Consider the following 17,634-nt stretch of genomic DNA (forward strand, 5'->3'; position numbering starts at 1 on the left):
GTTATTATATTTGTTAATCTATTTATACAAAGTACTTTTCGGTATCCTATATTCTTCTATAATTTGTAATTTTGTCTTAATGCCATTTTCTAACTGCTCTAAGATAAAATCTACCATTTCCTTTGTATAAATATTTTTTCTGTAATAGAGTAATGAGGACTTTGTATCTACGGCTTTATTATAGTTTGCACCCTGAGGAGCGTATAAAATCAGATACTGAGAATAAAGCCTAAAAAAATCATACTCAAGCAATGTGCTTAATCTTAAAAGAATATTGGTATCCAAAGACTTTTGGGATTGTATTACTTCCCATTCCTTGTCAGTACATTTTAAAAAATTACAGACACGGACTGAATCAAATGCCTTTTCCTCAACACGTTTGCTTATTAAATCTTCAATATGAATATTTTTAAAATCGAAAATCATGAATGTTGTTTGTATGTTAGAATTTGTGTTTTTTATGAGAATTATAGAATTGGATTTACTATTATATATGTACAGCATATTCTATTGTATACTCAATATAATTATCCATTTTAGAACACATATTTGTCATTGAATCAGGCTTTTTTTTCTGTGTGTTAATTTAAGATTACTGAATGGTCATTTATATTTTTAGAATTTTATGAGGGATATTAACTCATTTCAACGACAATTAATATTCTGATTACAAGGTTACATACTTTAATCAGATATCCAAAGTATTATAAGTAATGTTTTCGGAAATATTAACAAAAAAAGAGGGAGGAAATCACTTTATTATCAGTAAATTCGACAATAAATAAAATTCTTTTAATTCTTCAGTTTTATGGAAACCAAAGGGTTAATAACTTCCGATTTAATGAAAATATTTCAAAAATAACATACCTCCTTATTCCCTAGTTAAAACAAATACAGCACTACATTTATAATTTTATCATATATTATTGATGTGAGTATCCTATATGTAAAACTAACAATGATGACAACAAAAAAAGAAGTTGTTTTTAAAAGAGCTTTCCTTACATTGTTTTTCTGTAAGTAATTCATATCAATAATTATGGTAGAAGCTGCGGTCAATTGTTGACTGACTTTTGTTATCTCTGTATATCAATCTGTTTAAGATATTTTTTCCAAATCATCAGTATAAATTGAATTCGATTGCAATAGTACTAAAGCATAGGTAAGGTAAGCATTAGTTTTAATATTAGTATTTATAGAAAAATAGTTTTTTTGATCATTAAGATACATGAAATATTATCATTATCATGTAGCTAATATTTTCTTTGACAAACCTATACACATAAAAAATCCACTTTCATTTATTAAAAAATGAAAGTTATATATTCAGAAAAAGACACCATAAAAAAGACAGCCTCTTCTCCTATACCTACTTCAATATACTTACAGAAATACACAGTAAGGTATATCCCATTTACAACAATTCAAAACTTTAACACTTATATATTACACAAAGTTAAATATCAACATATTTCAAAAAATAGAATCAATAATACAACATTAATAACATATTATTATTCTCTACATCACTCCTACACCATACTGTCTTATGATTCAAAAATTCTAAAATAAGCACCAAAGAAAAATTACTTTTTTTCAGAAATTATAACACAATACCCATAAAGCTATAGCAGTAAATTTATAATTTCGCAAAGATCTTACCACAGATAATCAACTTTCGATGATGTATTAAAATAAAATTTAATTCCAAATAACAATCCCTCTTTAAAACACAAACAAATGACAAAAATTAACCCACTTATTCTCCAATACTTCCTGGTAGATAAATCAGGAGATATAGTAATCTTTTCTAGATAGAAAAATCAAAATCAGATTAATCATTCACATACTCTGACTTTAAAATTAAGGTCAGGAGTGATAATATATACTCTATGAATACATCAAGGAATATCATTAAAAATTTATTGTTATATAATAATGAAAACCAAATCCTCTATGATCTTAACAGCCTATCGGGAAAAGAAATAGCCGAAAAAATAATAACCGTTGCCACCAGCCTAAGATCTACAGGAAAATTTGGTTGCGGAGATAGGGTGATTCTGATTATGAATGATTCACCGGAATTTATTTATTCATTCTTATCTTTAATATCAATCGGGTGCATTCCCGTTCCCCTTAACCCTTTAATTCAGGATTCGGAATTAGAATATATCTTACTGGACTCTAAAGCAACAGGGGTTATTATAGATAATCACCAATATCTTAGGCTTTATCATACTATACATAGCTCATACCACATTATAAATGATTGCATCATAGTAAATAATCCTTCAGTAAAAGAATATGGTTCAATAAATTATTTACAGAAATTTTTATCTCCTCAAAATTCCCCTGCCGTTTCTTTGGAATTGGAGTTTGAATATGCAGAAAATAATCCGGTTGCTTTCTGGCAATATACTTCCGGAACTACCGGTAATCCAAAGGCAGTACAGCACAGGCATCATACTATGCTTACAAATACAGATCTATTTGCACAAAAGACATTGGAAATTACTAAAGAAGACATCATATTATCCGTTTCCAAGATGTTTTTCGGTTACGGATTAGGAAACAGTCTGTTTTTTCCGTTGCTCACAGGAGCTTCTGTGATAATTGATGAAAAATGGTTCACAGTTGATTATCTGAAAAAAAACATAAGGCTTTATAAACCCACCATTTTATTTGGGACCCCAAAAGTATATGCGGAAATTCTTCATCAGCACGAGAACTTTTCAAAAAATGAGTTCAATAGCATAAGATTATTTATATCCGCAGGATCTTCCCTTCCGGAATCTATCATCAGAGAATGGGAGACTGTATTTGATAAAACGATTATCAACGGAATTGGTTCTACAGAAATAGGACATATTTTCATGTGCAACCACCAATTACAAGAACAAAGTAAAAATTCATCACTAGGTGTTCCCGTTCCCGGCTACCATATAAAAATAAGCAGGATCGACACGCCCGATGAAACAATAGAAAACTATGGAGAGATAGGTGAACTGTGCATTTATCCTCCAAAAAGCACACTCAGTTCATATTGGGAAAAAGAAGAAACCAATAAAATAAAATATAAAGAAGGTTGGTATTTTTCAGGAGACCTGTGTTCTCAAAATGAAGATGGCTCCTACATCTATCACGGCAGAAAAGACGATCTGTTTAAGGTAAATGGACGCTGGGTAAATCCTATTGAAATAGAAAATTATGTATTACAGAACTTCAGGCAGGTAAATGAATGTGCCATCAGCTATTACCTGGATGATGATGATCTTGCCAGGTCAGTATTATATCTGGTGGAAAAAAACGGAATTGCCACTGATGTTCTTTCTGAAGAAATTCAAAAAAAACTGTCAGAAAACTTCCCCTCCTATAAACGTCCTTCCAGAATTTATTTCATAAAAGAATTAACCAGAAATAGCAATGGAAAAGTAATCAGAAAAAGACTGGAAAACAATTTAACATAACACAAATTATTAATATTAAAATATGCAGATAATAGATGCAGTAAGCGAAGTTCCCGGAATGAATATCATTGGTATCCGTGGTAAAATGCAGAATGGCTTTCAATGCCAGATTTACGAAATCGAAAAAGAAAAATCCTTATCCGCCTGGGCTTCAGAATTAAGCAGACAGCTATTGGATAAAAATGCTGTTTCGCAAGATGAGCTGGGCATAATTATCAATGCTTCTATTTCGCTATATGATACTACTGCTCTGAGAAATACCTCAGCTCCCGGCGTAGGGCATGAAGTACAAAAGCATTTGGATGCAAAAAATGCATTCGTTTTCGAAATGTTTCATAATGACTTGGGAAATATGATTAAAATCGCATCTGATTTTTTATCAAACTCTGAGCATAAATATGCATTGATCATTCAATCAAATAAATTCTCGGATTTCCTTAAGGATGATAAAAACGGATTCTGTATTCCTGACGGGGTAAATGCATTGCTCCTTAAATCAAGCAGCAACAAAATAGAATTGGAAAATATCCATATTCTTTCCTCAGAAATATCAAAAGCGGGTTTAAGCTTCAATGCAGGAAATGAAGAAGCCCTGAAAAAAGAGAATATTTTCAGATTGAACTGGAATTACAGTTCATCCTTTGTAAAAGCCATCAACTCTGAATTGAAAAATATATTCTTAAAACTAAAAGAACAACAGACCCCGGTGATCACAGAAAAATGGTTTTCAGAACACCTCTCATCCCATGAAACTGAAAATACACTAGCCATGAATACTATTCCGTGGCATTTACAAGAAAACAAACAACTAAAAAAACACCCCCTCACCATAGTATCATACAATCCGTTTCTTGCCCAATATTCGGTTCTAAAAATTACAAATGATGAAATATAACTCCTCCATAAAAAGTGTAGCCATAGGACTTCCAGAGACATATTACACCAATGATATGCCTCCATTTTCCGAAATTCCCAATCTTCCAAAAAACTGGTGGAGAAATTGGGGAATGGAAGGAAGATATATGGTAAACAAAGAAAAAGGAGAATCCTGCTCTCAACTTGCCAGAAAAGCATCTTTGGGAGCCATAGAAAAAGCAGGTCTTTCTACACAGGACATAGATCTTATCATAGGAACCACATGCACCATTACAGGTTGGTCTGATAAAGAAGACGACAGAATTTTCCCGGGAATTTCAGAATATTTAAAAACAGAACTGAACTGTAAACACTCAGCGATGACTATGGAAGTCAACCAGGCATGCATATCATTCCTGGTAGCCCTGCAAATAGCATCTGATTACATAAAAACAGGAATGTACAAAAACGTTCTAATCTGTTCCGCAGAAACATTTACGCAAATTGCAGACTTCTCCTTACCCTCTTCTACCCTTTTTGGAGATGGTGCGGCAGCAATAGTCATTGGAAGATCAGAAAAAGAAGGAAAATTGGTTTCTTCTCACTATAAAAGCATTCCCACCTATAATGATATTGCAACATTACAATGGAAAACCCCGGCAGATAAGCCCGGGAAAGAATTTATCCGTCCTTACTTTACATTAGGAGAAGATGCCCCCACTCAAATGCAGACATTTGTGCCTCAAAATGTTCCTGAGGTTGTCTTTAAAGCTTTAGAAAAGGCAGACGCATCTCTTGAAGATATACATCATTTTGTCTTTCATCAGCCATCAAAAATGCTTATCAGAATGTGGGCAATGGGAATAGGAATAAAGAAAGAAAAATATACAACCACCGTAGAAAAATACAGTTGCCTGAGCTCTGCCTCAATCCCCATGACCCTCTACTTTGCATTAAAAAACGGGAAAATAAAACCCAATAATACAGTCGTACTTGCCGGAGCAGGAATCGGATGGGGTTTTGGAGCACAGGTATGGAATACAGAAAATATTAACTATTAAAAATTACAATAGAATGGAAAACCAAGAATTATTCAACAAAGTGTATGCTATTTTAGCAGATATTGCAGAATGCGATATTAATATGATTAAACCTGATACAGACCTGTTAAATGAAATAGGAGTTACTTCTCTTATGGGATTGGAAGTTTTGGTTGAGCTGGAAAGAGAATTCGACATCAGCTTAGATGAAGGAATCCTGATCAAAATGAAGACGCCGAAAGATATCGTAGACGTTCTGGAAGAAGAATTGGCCGTTTAAGAATACAAAACATAATCTTTGGGTTTTTACCAGCGTGTCGGGCCCAAAGATTTTAATAGATTTTGACTTTTCACCAATATTAATACAGCCCATTAATGTTGGTTTATAACAGACATCCGTAATTAAAAATACTCACTTAAAAAAAGTGAGGGTTATTTCTTTTGGAAAAAATAAAACAAAATAATCTAAATAATGATTGAAAATTTAGAAGTCGATGAATTAGTAATAGGTGCAGGACTTTGTGGCCTTATGTATGGTATTTCTGCAGTTACCGAAGGAAGCTCGGTTGCCATCAGCGAAGCCCATCATAAAGTAGGAGGTTATGCTACCAATTTTTATCGGAACAAAAGAAAATTTGTTTTTGACTGCAGCCAACATAAAGTAAGCGGACTCAAAGAAAATGTTGGGAACCTATGGAATACCCTTAAAAGACTCGAACTACAGTCATTACTGGACGAATTCGAATTGCATGAAGAAATTGGAACAGTAGTGTATAAAAACCAATTCATCAAACTTCCCTCTGAGCCGGAAGACATAAAAAAAACACTCATTACCCATTTCCCGGATGAATTGGCAGGAATAGAAAAACTATTTCAGGATATAGAATCTCACGGATATCAGCATTATATGTTTTTTAGAAAACTGATGAATGAATATACCATAAACAGAGATATTTTGAGAGAAAGCAGAGGCTTATCAAAAATTACAGCCCGTGATTACTTTCAATCCATTTTCAAAGGACCGGACATTGTAGAAGTACTCAGTCCCATTGCTATTTATTCAGGTTCTATTTCCAATGAAGTCAATGCATTTTATTTTCTTCATTGCCTTTATGCCATGTTCTATGGCGGCCCCGCATTTATGAAAGGAACCGGACAGCGTATTTCGGATCTGCTGTTAAAAGAATTTGTAGACCGCGGCGGAATTCTTCTGAAGAAAAACCAGGTGCACGAGATGGAAGATATGGGCGACCATATGCTGGTAACCACCCGGAAAAATATAGTAAAGACCAAAAGGGTCATCGCGACCTGCCCTCCCGAAGATGTAGTAAGAATGCTGAAAAAAGATGAAAAGTCTCAGGAATTTAAAGAAGTTCTCGAAAACTTTACCGTTGGATGGGGACATTTTTGTGTATTTGCTGTACTTTCTGTTCCACCCGATGAACTGGGAATTAGCTCACCAGAATACCTTTTGGTGTCCGACACAGGTGATGACTTTACAGAAGAAGATTTTGAGAACGACCGGTATTATGACCTTTTTACCCTGAGTGTCAGCAATTATCACCGGGTAGACCCGGAAGGCGGCTATATTCTCCAGTTTATAGTTCTGGATCATGGAGACCGCTGGTTCCACCTGTCCGAAGAAGAATATAATCAGAGAAAAGATAAAATTCAGGAAAAACTGATCAAAAGAGTTCTTAAAACCTTTCCTCAGATAGAAGACAAGCTGATCTATACAGAATCTTCAACTCCGAAGACCAATTACAAATTTACACTGGCTACCAAAGGTTCGGCTTTCGCCTACAAAATGCTTCCAAAAACCAATTTAGGGCTATTGAGCAACTTCCCAAATGACAAAGTAAAACTGGTAAGCACATGGTCCGGAGGTCCCGGCTATGAAACCGCAATGTGTTTCGGATTTACACAAGGAAAACTATTAAATATGGAAAAAACACAAAATATATGAGCAATCTAAAGAAAAAAACACTAAGCCCAAAGTTTACCCTCTTATTAGAAAAACTGAATAAAGCTTCCGAAAAAAAACAGATGAGCCTCCTTCTGGATCATCCTTGGGACGAACCTGTAGAAAGCGCCTGGTTGAAAAAAAGAGAAAATATTGCGATCTACGGAACACCTTATTATGACCTTGCTACAGAAGAAGAAAGAAGACTTTTATCCGTCTATGAAACAGGTTCATGGTGGTACACTTTCATCGTATTCGAAAACCTTGTGTCAGAATACTATATGAAAATCGTCAATCATGGCTCCCTTAAAAAATTTCCCGAAGTCGTAAAATACATACATCATTTCTGCAAAGAAGAAATAGTGCATGCAATGGTCTTCAAAAAGGCAATGGCCCATTTTCAGATTACCCCCTTCCCCAGCCCTTTAAACCTTAGAGAAATATACAGCCACAATGCCTCAATGTCCGAATTTCCCCTAAAGGCCATCTACCTTACCATTCTTATTGAATGGCTGGCAGAAAACAATGCAATGGAAGACTGCAACAGCAAGGAAATTTCCCCCTTATCAAGAGCTGTAGCGGTAGAACATCATAAAGAAGAAGCAAGACATATAGAATGGGGCAAAAATATGATCCGTGAGTTTATAGATATGGTTCCTGAATTTTTGAAAGAAGCACAGGAAAGTACAGCTCCAATGCTCAGAAGCATGCTTGATATGTCGGTCTGTAGTATTGTGGTGTATTCCCGCGTCGGCTTTCAGAATCCTGCATTCAGAGATTATAAAAAACTAATTCCTGCCGTGTTGGAAAGTGAAAACCGTCAGAAAATCAATTCCAGAATTATGGCTCCCTTGATGAGATACTTCCTGGAACTTGGAATCTGCGATCCTAATGATGATGAAAACATGAAAGTATGGAGAGACAACAGATTTGAAAAAGAGGTGGAAGATGCTGTGGAATATTTCAGAAAAAAATCTGCCGCAACAGAGGATATAGATAATGTAATGAACAAAAACTACGACTAATGAATACTGTCATATCCGGATTTGGTCATGCTCTGCCCTCTGTAACCATAGACAACAAAACAATTGTTGAATGGATGAATACCACGGAAGAATTCATAGAAACCCGTACAGGCGTGCTCACCAGACAACATATTTCTGAAAATGAAAGCACAGGCGTATTAATGGTGGAAGCCTGCAAAAAAGCAATTGAAAAAGCCAATCTCTTACCGGAAGATATCGATATGCTGATTGTAAATACATTGAGTCCTGATTACCATGATCCATCTCAGGCCTGCCTGATTCAGCCAATGCTTTCTCTGAAAAATACAATTCCCGTATTTGATATCCGGGCGCAGTGTAGTGGGCTTATTTATGGAATGGACATCGCAAAACAATTTATAGCAACCGGAACTCATCAGAACATATTAGTATGCTGCGGAGAAGCTTTATCAAAAAGAATGGACTATTCTGATGACGGCAGAAACCTCTCCATATTACTTGGTGACGGTGCCGGAGCTGTTGTGCTAAGTGCTTCAGAGGATCAGAACAAAGGAATTCTGGATGCTGCAATACACGCTGATGGAAGTTATTTTGAACTGCTTTGGACAGAAAGTCCCGGTACATCAGGCAAAACCTTCAGCGGAGATGAAAGCAAATGTTCCTATTTCCGGATGAACGGCAAAGCCATGTTTAAACATGCGGTAGAGAAATTCACAGAAGTAACGGTACAGACATTGAAAAAGCACAATCTTTCCATGGAAGATATAGATGTTATTATTCCCCATCAGCCCAATATGAGAATTTTGGATGCAGTGATAAATAATCTGGGAATTCCAAGAAATAAGGTACAGATCAATATACATAAATATGGAAATATTGCTTCCGGTTCTTTGCCCATCACACTGAGTGAATATATGGAGAATACTCCTCCGGAAGAAAGAGAAGGAAAGCTGGGACTTATAGTGGGATATGGCTCCGGAGCAACATGGGGAAGTGTTTTATATAAATTCTAATCCATAATACCATGTGGATCAATAAAACAGGAAATATAAACAACTCTTTAGCCATCTTGGGAACAATCTCCAACCCGGTTTATCTGGTAAAAGAAGATCAGGAATACATACTGGTAGAAGGAGGATTAACCCGGGATGCCAAAACTCTGCTGGCACAATTGAAAGAATATGTTTCTGATCTGTCATTAGTCAGACACTGGTTTATTACACACTCCCATTATGACCATTGCGGAGCTATAGAATCTCTTTATCCTTATCTGAAGCATGTAAAACTATATGCCTCGGAACATGCGGTGAAAAACTTCCGTAATGAAAAATATATAAAAAGGATTCGTCAGCTGAATGCCCTGATCTCAGATAAAGAGATTAAAAAATTTCCGGCGGACTTACAACAGATTCCTTTCATCATTCTGAAAGATAAAGAACAAATAGAAACGGAATCTGGAATCTGGGAAGTAATCTATACTCCGGGCCATAGTCCATGTTCTGTGAGTATTCATTATAAAGAAAAAGACATTTTGTTTGTATCGGATTCTTTAGGGGAAATTATCAATACAAAAAAATGGTTTCCGTTGGCTTTTGATCATGTAAGACAATTTATAGACAGCATCAATAGATTGGGAGATTTGTGTGCCGAGACTGTTGCTTTAGGACACAATGGTATCCTTACAAGTGTGGAGGCCCTATCTGCCCCAGCCTGCAGCCTTCTTGGGTGTAACGAATTGATAGAGTTTGTGGCCCTACGTAAAGATTATTTATCAGAAGAAGAATTGGTGGATCACGTATGCAAAAAATATAAAGTAATGGATCATTCCTTCATTCCGGATAAAGTATACAGAAAAAGTATAGAACTATTAATCTCTCATTTAAAAACAGAATCATTCGTATGAATCAAAATCCAAAATATACAGAATATGACGCTTGCATTGTAGGAGCAGGAATTGCCGGTATTTTCCTGGCCTGGCTGCTTGGTTTACAAGGCAAAAAAATCCTGATTTTAGAAAAAAATGCTAAAGTCAATATGAATGGTGCCGATATTTTGAAGCCTTCGGGAATCAATGTCCTTGAAAAACACGGACTGCTACAGGAACTTATGAATAAGGAATGCAGAGTGAGAGATCAGCTCAGTGTTTTTCATAATGGCATTCAGGTCGATCACATCAATTATAAGGCAGAAAACGAAAGAGGATATTTCATGGTTTGTCCATACAGTGTTTTACTGGAAACGATTTATGATAAAATTCAGGCCATCAAAACCATAGAACTTTTGGTCAATCAATCCGTTTCAAAAATTAATGAAGTGGAAAACGGGGTCTATGTAACCCTTAATTCAGGAGAAGAGATTTTCAGCAATATCCTTATCGGAGCGGACGGAACCAAATCCATTGTAAGAGAATATGCGGGAATAAAAGCCCATTTCGACTATTACGATCATGTGATGTATTTCAACAAATACCCTATTACATCAAGTGTAGAAGAGCTCAACCGATTGTATGTAGACAAAAACGGAGGGCTTGCCTATTTCTATCCGATCAACAATACAGAAGCCCGCTGTGTTTTAGGGTTTAATATGGAAGAAGGGAAAAACCTGAAAGAATCCGGAAACAAAGAAACTTTGATAAACCGACTGAAAACATTTGTTACCCAAAGTGATGACATGTTAAACCAGATCAATTCACTGGACAATTTCCTCACTTTTCCCTTATGCAGAATGCATTCTGAACAATACTTTAAAGGAAGGATACTCCTTTTGGGAAATGCGGCACATTCCATCCATCCCATTACGGGACAGGGAATGAACCTGGCTATTGAAGATACAGCAGAACTGTTCATCTGGCTTTTAAAATATTTTAACGGTAAAATTTCTTTGGAAGAAGCATTGACAGGATATCAGGAGCAGCGTTTTGAACTTAATAGTAAAGTTCTTGCTTATGGTCATCGCCTGGCAGGCAGTTTCGGAAGCGCAGAAGATTTTATGAACAGCCTTAATTCCAAAATACAGACCAGCAGCAGAGACCTTTCCATACTCAATAAGATTTAAAAATAATTATGCAAATAGATTTATCAGACAAACATTTTTTAGTGACAGGAGGCGGAAGAGGAATCGGCAGAGCCATTGTTCAACAGCTGCTTTCATCGGGAGCATCCGTATCATTTACCTATAATCATGGGAAAGAAACAGCAGAAGCTTTTTTGGACAAACTTTCAGCTGAATTTCCGGGTAAGACTATGCTTTATCAGGCTGACATAAAAGATGAAGAACAATCAAAATCTTTAATCACCGAAATTGAAAAATCTGCATTAGGTCCGCTATATGGCTTAGTAAACAATGCTGGAATCACAATGGACGCCCCTTTTTTCAGCATGACCACCGATATGTGGACCAGCGTACTGGAAACCAACCTGAATGGGACCTATTATCTCACAAAAGCAGTGATAAGATCTTTCATCCGAAAGAAAAATTCAAAAATCATCAATATATCGTCTGTTTCAGGAGTAAGAGGAGCAGTAGGACAGGCCAATTATGGAGCAACTAAAGCAGCTGTTATCTCTTTAACCAAAACACTGGCTCTGGAATTTGCAAAATTCAACTTACAGGTAAATGCTGTTGCCCCGGGATTTATTGATACCGAAATGGTAGCCAAAATGAATGAACAGGACAAAAAGAAAATAGATCAGATGATCCCCATGAAAAGGATGGGAAAAACGGAGGAAGTTGCTGAGCTGGTAACCTTTCTGTGCTCGGACAAAAGCTGCTATATCACCGGGCAGACATTCATCATCGATGGAGGATTAACTTTATAAAAAACACAAAACATATGAAAAGAATCGTAATTACAGGGATGGGTGTAGTAAGCCCTTTAGCTTGTGAAAAAGAAGCCTTTTGGGAAAAAATCCTGAATGGAGAATCAGGAGTCGGAGACCTTACAAAACTGGAGCCCTCCAACTATAAAGGAGTTACCCGCGCTGCTGAAGTAGATTTGGAAAAAAATTATAAGAATACTGAATTGCTGGAGCTTTTTAAGCCTTATGGCAAAGCCGTTACTTATGCCGCCGCCGCGATAGACATGGGTCTGAAAGATGCCGGTTTTGAAAAATTCACTAAAAAAAATAATTACGGAGTGATTCTGGGTACTACAAACGGCAACCAGGATATTGTAGAAAGAATTGTAGATCAGTGGAATCTGGAAATTAAACATGAAGACCTTTCCTCTGAAGCTGCAAAAACACTTACTTATTTCAGACCGGTTGAATTAAGTGCCAGTATAGCAAAATATTACAATCTCGGCGGAACAAATATGGTAATTCCTACAGCCTGTGCAGCGGGAAATTATGCTATCGGCACCGCCTATTCTATGATTCGTGAAGGCAGATCTTCCCTGATTATTGCAGGAGGAGCTGACCCTTTTACACGGTCCTGCTACACCGTTTTTTACAGATTGGGAGCCATGTCAAAAGACAACTGCAAACCTTTTGATCAGAACAGGAATGGAATGATTGTAGGAGAAGGAGCTGCTGTTTTAGTATTGGAAGAACTGGAACATGCACTAGCAAGAGGAGCTAAAATATATGGCGAAATCAAAGGATACGGCTTAGCCTGTGATGCTTATGATCCTACAGCTCCTGATCCGGAAGGTTCCGGTGCGACCCTGTCTATGAACAATGCGATAAAATCAAGCAGTATTGATAGAGAGAGCATCACTTATGTAAGCGCCCACGGAACAGGAACAAAAGCCAATGATTCCCATGAGGTAAATGCGATGCGCAATGTTTTCGGAGAAGAAATAGATTCTTTATACGTTAATGGAATCAAATCCATGTTAGGACACTGTATGGGAGCAGCCAGTGCATTGGAAGCAGTAACAGCTACTCTTTCCCTACATCATCAAAAAGTTCCCAGAAACCGCAATACAGAAAAAATTGATGAAGCTTTCAATACTCATTTTCATATCCAGCCATCCTCAGAAATCGAAAATAAAGTAGATCATGTTCTTAGTAATTCTTTCGCTTTTGGCGGAAATATATGCAGCGTAATATTCAGTAAATATGATAGCAAATAACACTTCAAATAACGATATAGTAATTTCCGTAATAGGCTTCAATAGTCCATACGGAACGGAGATTGACAATTATTTTTTCCGAAAAGAATCGGAAACGAAAGCTTTAATCATTGAAGATCATGATCCCCAGAAGTTTTTAAAACCAAAAGGACAGAGATTCCTTAACAAAGCAACATTGTTGTACTGTAATGCAGCATTTCATGCCATACATAACAGGAGTTTAAGTTCGATAATCAATGAAGCTCCTGAAAGAATCGGGCTTTATGACGGCACTGAACTTTCCAACCTTGAAGACTGTTTTATCTTTGATTTAACTGCAAAAAATCAAGGTCCGGACCGTGTAAGCCCAATGAAAGCTCCAAGCACCATTGCCAATGCAGCAGCCAGTCAGATGGCCATTCAGGCAGGAATAAAAGGTCCCAATTTCAGTGTATGTGCAGGGATGGCAGGAAGCCTTCAGGCTTTAGATATTGCTTCCCTCCATCTAAAACAGGGAATCACAGATTACGGAGTTATTGCCTCTACAGAAGTCCGAAATGAATATCAGGAGTCTATCCGCAGGGGAAATGAAACCCTGCACAGACCAGTCTCCACCGAACTTGGAATTGCAATGGTTTTAGAACGTAGGGAAACTTTATCTGAAACAGGCAGAAAACCTTTAGCCACAATAAAAAAGATACATTCTGAAACCCATACAGAGGATCTGCCGACAGAAGCATTTCTGTATCAGAATATTTCAGGTATGGCAGCACTATTCAGTTTTGATACCATTATTTTTTCCGGAGGCACTTCGGTAATTGATGAAACTATTTTTGAAGAAGTGTTAAGAAAAAATGGGCTGAGCACATCTGTCATTTATCCTGAAAACCTTTTTGGAGATAATGACAACGCCGGAGGTATGCTGGGAATAGCCTATGCTGTTTCAGTATTTGAAGGAAAAAGCATTTACAAAACAGATCAGGAAAACATTCTGGTCCTTTCAGCAGACAAGGCAGGAACTGTAATTCTCACCATAATAGAAAAAACAAAATAAATGGAAACATTGTTAGAATCCTATCAGATCACTCAAATTTTAAAATACAGACATCCGTTTCTTCTGATAGATAAAGTGACGGGTTATATTCCCGGAAAAGAACTTACTGCTGTAAAAGCCGTATCTATGGGTGAGCCCTATTTCGCAGGTCATTTTCCAGATTTCCCCATTATGCCCGGAGTTCTTATTACGGAAGCTTTAGCACAGGCTTCATCGCTCATGCTGGCTTTAGATGATCTGGAATGGGAAAAAGGAGGGCCTCTTCCTCCGACAGAAAGACCCATAATAGGGGTTTTAGGAAATGTCCAGATTAATTTTCTAAAGTCGGTATTACCAGGATGCTTGCTGCAGCTGGAGGTAAGTATAGACTGGAGAAAAGGGCCCGCCTGCTCTATTTATGTAAAAGCATCGGCAGAAGGTTCTGTCTGTGCAAAAGGAAAAGTAACCGTAATGTTTATAGATAAAAGTAAATTATCTGTTTAGATGAAATACAAAACACTATTGTTCTGTATTCCTTATGCGGGCGGCTCATCTTCCTCAATGTCTAATGTATCCAATGTACTGAATACGGAAGATGTGGAGGTACATTATGTAGAACTGCCGGGAAGGGGAATGAGAAGTACGGAACCTTTTCATTCAACATTAGAAGAAACTATAGAAGATATTTCGGATAAAATCAGAAGCAGGCTGCTAAGTAAAGATCAACCTTTTATATTGTGGGGACATAGTATGGGAGCTGTTTTAGCCCTTCTTATCTTATTTAATCTACAGGAAGATTATACGCCAAAAGGATTGATCGTTTCAGGGATGCGGGCTCCCCTGTTTCAGTCTGCAGAACTGCCGATGCCGAGAGAAAAGCGGAATGCCCTACTGCTTGATATTCTTCCAACGAAATATGAAAGAAGCAAAAATGCCCCGATTTTTCAGAGAGTACAGCAGAAACGGATAGAGATTATGGAAAAAGATACAGCACTTTTAGAAGAAAATCCTGTTGAAGACTGGCCATCCATTATCATCGAAACTCCTTTGGCAGTAATCATGGCAGAAAATGATGAGCTGTATAATAATAAAGACTGCTATAAAGATTGGAACTGTCATACGTCCAATACTACAAGCTATTTTCCTGTAGAGGGAGGACATTTTTTTATGTTCCAGTATCCGAAGCAGACCTCTGCCCTGCTAAGTAAAATAATAAATGATTTAATACACTAAATCCATGAAAGAAACTAAGATCTTTTCTTCTCATATAAGTTCAGATTACCCCGAAAACTTTGATATGAAGAGTTTTTATAACTCTCTGAGGCAGAAAGCCACAAGTTCTATTTGGTTTGAAGTTTCTGAAGCTGTAAACAATGACAACCACAGGCTGGTTTTTATTGCGGCAGAATCTATTGCCTCATTACAGTCAAATAATGTGAATGAGCTTCAATACAGATCAGGTGAAAAGACAGAAACCATAGAAACTGACGAGCTTAATTTTTGGGATAAAACAGCTGAATGGCAGAAAAAAAACACCCCAGAAAATATTTCTCATCCGTATAATGGTCTTTTAGGTTTCAGCAGCTATGATTCTATACAGCTTATAGAAAATATTTCTCTGAAAAAATATGCAGACGAAAGAGAAAGCAGCCAGTTACCACTCTTTAAATTTTCTTTATACCGATATATTTATGTTTTCAATATCACCCTCTCACAAGTTGTATGCATCAATAACTATTATAATGGGGAAAGTGATGAGATCACGGAAATGAAAGAACAACTGAAAGACACCTTAAATACTGGATTAAAAGGATTTTTAGTATCCGACGCAGAAGAAAAAGACTGCACGGAGGAAGAGTTTTTAGAAAAAGTGAACAAAGCAAAACATCACTGCCAGATAGGGAATGTATTCCAGCTGGTGGTTTCCCGAAGATTTTCCAGAAACTATGCAGGCGATCCGTGGACATTTTTTGTAGAGCTGAAAAACAACAATGCCCAGTATTATTTCTTTCTGGATGAAGAAAACTATGCAATAGCAGGGGCATCACCGGAGACTCATTTCAGTTCTTCAGATGATTTGGCAATAGTAAAACCCATCGCAGGAACCTACAAAAAAACAATGCATGAAGAAAAAGATGCATTACTGGAAAAAGAGCTGCTAGCAGATCCTAAAGAAAATGCAGAACACAATATGCTGATTGATTTGGCAAGGAACGACCTCAGCAGATATGCAAATGATGTACAGATCAGTAAACTGAAGACCATAGAACATTATAATAATGTTATCCATATGGTAAGCCAGGTGCAGGGAAAACTAAATACAGAGCTTAATACGATCCGCCTGGTCAAAGAGTTTCTACCCGCAGGTACATTAAGCGGAGCGCCTAAATACAAGGCGGTACAGCTTATTGATGATATAGAAAGCAGCGGTCGTTCATACTATGGAGGATTACTTGGCTGGATAGGATTTAATAATGATATCAATACCTGTATTCTTATTAGAAGTGCCTTATTCGCAAACGGAGTGATGACTTACCGCGCCGGAGCCGGCGTTGTCATATCGTCTGACCCTCAAAAAGAACTGGAAGAAGTAAACAATAAAATCACCTTAATTCTGAACACGTTAAAAGAATTTACATCATATGCCTTATGAAAAAAATACTGCTTGTAGACAATTATGATTCATTTACCTACAACCTCAAACAGCTCATTTCCGAATGTGGTGACTATAAAATTGACGTTTACAGGAATGATGCCTTCCAGCTGGAACTAGCACAGGATTATAATGCTATTGTCCTCTCTCCCGGTCCCGGAATACCGCAGGATGCCGGGCTATGCATTCCTTTGATTGAGACTTATAAGCATTCAAAAAAAATATTGGGTATCTGTTTAGGGCATCAGGCCATAGGAGTCGCTTTTGGAGCTCACCTTATCAATACTTCTCAAGTTTATCACGGAGTAAGTTCCATAATTTCACTTAACAAAAATGAAAAAATTTATACAGAATTGCCTGATCATATAGAAGTCGCAAGATATCACAGCTGGGTGGTGGAAAACTGTAATCTGCCTCAAAACCTGGTCATAACATCTACTGATGATCAGGACACCATCATGTCTCTGAGGCATGAAAAATATGATATTACTGGACTGCAATATCATCCTGAGAGTTTTCTTACTCCAAAGGGAAAAAATATTATGCAAAACTGGCTTAAATCTTAA

At 36.9% G+C, this 17,634-nt stretch carries 17 protein-coding genes; 16 read left to right on the forward strand and 1 reads right to left on the reverse strand.

The window, feature by feature from the left end; translation table 11 throughout:
- Positions 1 to 18 precede the first annotated feature (18 nt).
- Positions 19 to 426, reverse strand: coding sequence for a transposase (locus J2772_RS22920; protein ID WP_209921034.1), 408 nt, complete (start codon positions 424 to 426; stop codon positions 19 to 21).
- Positions 427 to 1,892: 1,466 nt separating this feature from the next.
- On the opposite strand from J2772_RS22920, the gene J2772_RS22925 reads away from it, so the two are divergent.
- The 16 genes from J2772_RS22925 (at position 1,893) to J2772_RS23000 (ending at position 17,634) form a co-directional block, all read left to right on the forward strand.
- The gene (locus tag J2772_RS22925) at positions 1,893 to 3,467 is read left to right on the forward strand and encodes an AMP-binding protein (protein WP_209921037.1); all 1,575 of its coding nucleotides are present in this window, start codon (positions 1,893 to 1,895) and stop codon (positions 3,465 to 3,467) included.
- A 22-nt stretch (positions 3,468 to 3,489) separates the two neighbouring features.
- Entirely contained in the window at positions 3,490 to 4,362 is an 873-nt protein-coding gene (locus J2772_RS22930) for a hypothetical protein (RefSeq protein WP_209921040.1), read from the forward strand.
- Positions 4,349 to 5,383 (forward strand): 3-oxoacyl-ACP synthase III family protein, encoded by a 1,035-nt coding sequence (locus tag J2772_RS22935; protein WP_209921043.1) that lies wholly within the window; start codon positions 4,349 to 4,351, stop codon positions 5,381 to 5,383. Before J2772_RS22930 ends, J2772_RS22935 begins: the two co-directional genes overlap by 14 nt.
- A gap of 13 nt (positions 5,384 to 5,396) precedes the next feature.
- Complete coding sequence (locus tag J2772_RS22940; RefSeq protein WP_045495542.1) at positions 5,397 to 5,642, forward strand: acyl carrier protein; 246 nt, start codon at positions 5,397 to 5,399, stop codon at positions 5,640 to 5,642.
- A 192-nt stretch (positions 5,643 to 5,834) separates the two neighbouring features.
- Positions 5,835 to 7,328: a phytoene desaturase family protein gene (locus tag J2772_RS22945; RefSeq protein WP_209921044.1), complete on the forward strand. Its 1,494-nt coding sequence runs from the start codon at positions 5,835 to 5,837 to the stop codon at positions 7,326 to 7,328.
- Positions 7,325 to 8,350, forward strand: coding sequence for a diiron oxygenase (locus J2772_RS22950; protein ID WP_209921047.1), 1,026 nt, complete (start codon positions 7,325 to 7,327; stop codon positions 8,348 to 8,350). The genes J2772_RS22945 and J2772_RS22950 overlap by 4 nt, the downstream gene beginning before the upstream one ends.
- Positions 8,350 to 9,342 carry a 3-oxoacyl-ACP synthase III family protein gene (locus J2772_RS22955; protein WP_209921049.1) on the forward strand — a complete coding sequence of 331 codons (993 nt, stop codon included), beginning with the start codon at positions 8,350 to 8,352 and terminating at the stop codon, positions 9,340 to 9,342. The genes J2772_RS22950 and J2772_RS22955 overlap by 1 nt, the downstream gene beginning before the upstream one ends.
- A gap of 11 nt (positions 9,343 to 9,353) precedes the next feature.
- Complete coding sequence (locus J2772_RS22960) at positions 9,354 to 10,232, forward strand: MBL fold metallo-hydrolase (protein WP_209921051.1); 879 nt, start codon at positions 9,354 to 9,356, stop codon at positions 10,230 to 10,232.
- Positions 10,229 to 11,383, forward strand: coding sequence for an FAD-dependent monooxygenase (locus tag J2772_RS22965; RefSeq protein ID WP_209921054.1), 1,155 nt, complete (start codon positions 10,229 to 10,231; stop codon positions 11,381 to 11,383). The genes J2772_RS22960 and J2772_RS22965 overlap by 4 nt, the downstream gene beginning before the upstream one ends.
- A gap of 8 nt (positions 11,384 to 11,391) precedes the next feature.
- Positions 11,392 to 12,147 carry a 3-oxoacyl-ACP reductase FabG gene (fabG, locus tag J2772_RS22970; protein WP_209921057.1) on the forward strand — a complete coding sequence of 252 codons (756 nt, stop codon included), beginning with the start codon at positions 11,392 to 11,394 and terminating at the stop codon, positions 12,145 to 12,147.
- 14 nt (positions 12,148 to 12,161) lie between these two features.
- Complete coding sequence (locus J2772_RS22975) at positions 12,162 to 13,403, forward strand: beta-ketoacyl-[acyl-carrier-protein] synthase family protein (RefSeq protein WP_209921060.1); 1,242 nt, start codon at positions 12,162 to 12,164, stop codon at positions 13,401 to 13,403.
- Positions 13,390 to 14,436, forward strand: a complete 1,047-nt coding sequence (locus J2772_RS22980) for a beta-ketoacyl synthase N-terminal-like domain-containing protein (RefSeq protein WP_209921062.1) — start codon at positions 13,390 to 13,392, stop codon at positions 14,434 to 14,436. Before J2772_RS22975 ends, J2772_RS22980 begins: the two co-directional genes overlap by 14 nt.
- Positions 14,437 to 14,919 (forward strand): 3-hydroxyacyl-ACP dehydratase FabZ family protein, encoded by a 483-nt coding sequence (locus tag J2772_RS22985; RefSeq protein WP_209921065.1) that lies wholly within the window; start codon positions 14,437 to 14,439, stop codon positions 14,917 to 14,919. It abuts the gene before it with no gap.
- Positions 14,920 to 15,648 (forward strand): thioesterase II family protein, encoded by a 729-nt coding sequence (locus J2772_RS22990; protein WP_209921068.1) that lies wholly within the window; start codon positions 14,920 to 14,922, stop codon positions 15,646 to 15,648.
- Positions 15,649 to 15,652: 4 nt separating this feature from the next.
- Positions 15,653 to 17,068, forward strand: a complete 1,416-nt coding sequence (locus J2772_RS22995) for an anthranilate synthase component I family protein (protein WP_209921072.1) — start codon at positions 15,653 to 15,655, stop codon at positions 17,066 to 17,068.
- Positions 17,065 to 17,634 carry an anthranilate synthase component II gene (locus tag J2772_RS23000; RefSeq protein ID WP_045495521.1) on the forward strand — a complete coding sequence of 190 codons (570 nt, stop codon included), beginning with the start codon at positions 17,065 to 17,067 and terminating at the stop codon, positions 17,632 to 17,634. The genes J2772_RS22995 and J2772_RS23000 overlap by 4 nt, the downstream gene beginning before the upstream one ends.

Source organism: Chryseobacterium jejuense (assembly GCF_017877355.1).
GTDB lineage: Bacteria > Bacteroidota > Bacteroidia > Flavobacteriales > Weeksellaceae > Chryseobacterium > Chryseobacterium jejuense_A.